Origin of the sequence: Edaphobacter sp., assembly GCF_035532915.1 — a bacterium.
Lineage (GTDB): Bacteria > Acidobacteriota > Terriglobia > Terriglobales > Acidobacteriaceae > Edaphobacter.
In genome coordinates this window covers 1-3,299 of record NZ_DATKQC010000450.1, presented here as the reverse complement: position 1 = coordinate 3,299, position 3,299 = coordinate 1, and the positions used below count along the sequence as shown (strand labels likewise).

At 55.9% G+C, this 3,299-nt stretch carries 6 protein-coding genes; all 6 read left to right on the top strand.

Features of this window, described 5'->3' with window-relative positions:
* Positions 1-321 (top strand): XF1762 family protein (locus VMU57_RS21040; RefSeq protein ID WP_325387031.1); only part of this gene is annotated, 321 nt, incomplete at its 5' end.
* Between the two features lie 31 nt (positions 322-352).
* Entirely contained in the window at positions 353-625 is a 273-nt protein-coding gene (locus VMU57_RS21035; protein ID WP_325387029.1) for a hypothetical protein, read from the top strand.
* 23 nt (positions 626-648) lie between these two features.
* On the top strand, positions 649-1,152 hold the full coding sequence (locus VMU57_RS21030; RefSeq protein ID WP_325387027.1) for a hypothetical protein: 504 nt from the start codon (positions 649-651) through the stop codon (positions 1,150-1,152).
* Positions 1,153-1,524: 372 nt separating this feature from the next.
* Positions 1,525-1,896: a hypothetical protein gene (locus tag VMU57_RS21025; RefSeq protein ID WP_325387025.1), complete on the top strand. Its 372-nt coding sequence runs from the start codon at positions 1,525-1,527 to the stop codon at positions 1,894-1,896.
* A gap of 25 nt (positions 1,897-1,921) precedes the next feature.
* On the top strand, positions 1,922-2,707 hold the full coding sequence (locus VMU57_RS21020) for an FAD-dependent thymidylate synthase (protein WP_325387023.1): 786 nt from the start codon (positions 1,922-1,924) through the stop codon (positions 2,705-2,707).
* Between the two features lie 91 nt (positions 2,708-2,798).
* Positions 2,799-3,299: WGR domain-containing protein (locus tag VMU57_RS21015; RefSeq protein ID WP_325387021.1), on the top strand; the 501-nt coding region annotated here is incomplete at its 3' end.

The window sequence follows — 3,299 nt, the reverse complement described above, 5'->3', positions numbered from 1 at the left end:
TGCGTCAAAGACATCCGGACTCGCGACCTCTTGTGGAATGCAAGTTCCCAGCTTTACGGCTGGGCCTGCCGCGAAATCAAAAAGCGCGGCTACGAGCGTGCGATCACTTACACCAGGGAATCCGAATCTGGCGTAAGCCTGCGAGCTGCCAGCTTTCGTCCTGTTCACCGCTCGAAAGGTGGAACGTGGAATCGGCCTTCGCGCCGACGAGTCTCCCGTGGGCCCAACCCACCCAAGATTCGGTGGGAACGCGTTCTCTCGCCCAGGGCAGTAGCCTTGCCCGAACTGAATCTTCAACACACTTTGCCGCTGGCGTCCTAACCAGGCCGACTACGGCCGGAGGAGATCACCGATGGATAGTTTCGAAGCATATTGGGCGGGATTGAGCCCCTCAGACTTTGCCCAGGAGACTCCGTCTCAGCCGGAACATCTGGAACAAACGGCCCAGGAATTGGTCGCAGAAGCCACGCGCCTGCAGCACCCGACCGAAGGCGAGTTTGCTGTGCGCATCTGGGAGTGGTCGAACAACAACGCCGTCCCTTGCTCGGTCGCGGCACGCACAATGCGCCTGGCCCGGTACCAGCCGTTTTGCGGCTATCCGCTCACGAGGCTCACCAAGCAGTAATCGCCGGAGGCAATTGAAAAGTCATGCCGACCAACAATGGATTGTTTCTTGCTCAGGAATTCACCGCCACCAAATTCCGTACAGCAGATGAAAAAGCAAAGTTTGCCAACCACTTCTTTCGCTTCGTCAGCAGCAGCTTCGCGGAGACCCTTTTCACTCAGGCGTTCTATGAACGTCTCTCCAACACGTTTGGCCACATAGCGCACAATTCCAAGGCTGGTTTCTACGACGAGTTCTTTCGCAACGCCAAAGACCAGTTGCGCTTTCTCGATCAGGTCGTGAAGTGGCCTTGCTATGGCGATCCGGCGTGGACGTTTTCGGACGTGGAACGCGCCATCCAGGACGAAGTCGCCCGGCAGCATCTTGTCGAAAGGCAAGAGCTTTGTGTTGACGAGGAAATGCGACAAGTGGACATGACCATATCGCATCATGCGCGACCGAAACGAGGCGCTCAGGCTACCAGGTTGCCACTCGCCGCGCCGGCTCCCGCTGCAACACGCCCCAGCGTTCAGTCTGAACTTTGGTGACAGATTTCCTCGGACAACAATTAACTTCACTCCCTGCGGGTCAGAGACAGAACAGAATGTCTGTCTCGGCCCGCCGTTCGCTAATACTGGCACAGTCACATGAGAAGGAAATACACATGGCACTACCACAAGGCTTTTACGTGGGCCCGAAGGCATGGGATACGGCACCCAGCAAACGGTATGTTGAAAATCCACCGGATGACTGGGAAGATTGCGACCAATGTGGCTGCATACACCCGCCAAATTTCACCGGAGATTGCCGCGATGATATCAACCGCTGGCCGGCTAAGGAGTGCATTGCTGCCTTAACCTGCGTCCCATAGTCGAAACGCGCACGCTTTACCCACAACCAAAACCAAGGACGGAATCAATATGTCAATGTCTCTGCGTCCCGTCATGGAGCAGTGGAACACGCACACAAGCTGTTTCATCGAGCATGACCAAATCATTGCTTTATTTCAGGAATTGTCGGCCCGCGTCGATACTCTGTGCTCCGAAGTCGATTACGGCGAAAGGACTGTTATCTGGCTTCAGGATGGCCAAAAGCTGCTGGACTTCATCGCGCACGATCCGACTTTCAATGCCGCAAGTCTGCAGCAGAGCTTGGAAGACGCGGGTGTAGAAGTGAACGGGCTCGATCTCGCCGCTCTCGTCAACAACATGCGCAACATGGCAGCGACCTGGCGCAGTTCTATCGGCAGCGCAGGAGACCTCCGCTTCTACGTTGATGCGATATCACTCTAAGCCGACAAAGAGAAAAAGGGACACAATGCACATCGTCACGCCGTATGCAAAGATCGTGAACTTCATGGGCCTTCCCCCGGATAAACGGGGCGAGGCTTTTGAGACCTGGAGGCCGTTCGGCATTCAGGCAGTCCGTTTCATCGAAGAGACCGGCCGCAAATGCTACCGCTCCGAGGGCACAGGAACGGACGAGTCATACACGCAATTCCTGTCCCAACACGCGCTGGCATCACGTCACACGTCCATGCTGCGATTCTCACAGGTGGTTGTGGACTTCATGATCGACCGCGGTGTCGCGCAGGAGGTCACTCGCCATGGCGCCACCATGGACTACCAGCACGAGAGCCAACGGTATTGCAACTACAGCAAAGGGAAGTTCGGATCAAGCGTAGGATTTATCAAGCCGCGCGGCCTCACGGCATCGCAGGACGTTACCTGGTCCTCTGGCATGCTGTCAGCCGAAGCCCATTACTTCGACTTGCTCACAGACGGTTGCAAGCCACAAATCGCCGCCGACGTCCTTCCGCGCGCCACTGCATCCTTGCTGTCCGTCGTTGCCAATCTACAAGGCTGGCGGCATTTCCTGCTCACCCGCTCCACCAAGCAGTGCCATCCGAAGTTGCTCAACACCACTGTCGACGACTTACTGCTGGACGAGAACGGCAATGTCATCCCCGGCGATGCTTTTGCAGACCAAACGGCCCATCTACAACCGAGCCTTCTGACACAGTTCAAGGCAGTCTTTCCTTTGATCTTCGATGACATAGAGCCTTACGGCGATTTCGTCGAAAACATGAAGAAAGCGCGGTAGCCCGCACGGTAATCATGATCCCCTCGGACAAGCCTGCCTGGGGGGATCGGCGAAGCACGTCTTCCAAAAACCCCGAAACGAGAGTGTTTCCATGGCCAATAATAATTTGCAATCTGGCTCGCCAGAAAGAATGAGCCTCTATTTTCGCGACAACGGTTCCGATAAGGTCTATCACGCCCAGATCGAAGAACAGGCCGGTCAATACGTTGTCAATTTCCAGTACGGGCGCCGTGGCGCCACGCTTCAAACTGGAACGAAAACCGCATCTCCAGTCGATCACGCGAAGGCCCAGAACATCTTCGAGAAGCTGGTCCAGGAAAAGAAGATCAAAGGCTATACCGAAGGCGAAGAAGGTACCCCGTTTGCCGGTACGGAAATGATTGGCAGAGTCAGCGGTCTGGTCCCGCAGCTGCTCAATCCCGTCGACGAGGACCGCTTGCAAGACCTCTTAGACGATCCCTCCTACATGATGCAGGAGAAGAAAGACGGCGTTCGCCTAATGGTCCGCGCTTTCCATGGCGAGGTCATCGGTTCAAACCGCAAAGGGCTGATCGTTCCACTTTCGGCGGCGATCGAAGCCGGCGTAAAGGAA

Coding starts and splice junctions, on each gene's coding strand:
- VMU57_RS21035 (WP_325387029.1), top strand. CDS start 353: ATGGATAGTTTCGAAGCATATTGGGCGGGATTGAGCCCCTCAGACTTT.
- VMU57_RS21030 (WP_325387027.1), top strand. CDS start 649: ATGCCGACCAACAATGGATTGTTTCTTGCTCAGGAATTCACCGCCACC.
- VMU57_RS21025 (WP_325387025.1), top strand. CDS start 1,525: ATGTCAATGTCTCTGCGTCCCGTCATGGAGCAGTGGAACACGCACACA.
- VMU57_RS21020 (WP_325387023.1), top strand. CDS start 1,922: ATGCACATCGTCACGCCGTATGCAAAGATCGTGAACTTCATGGGCCTT.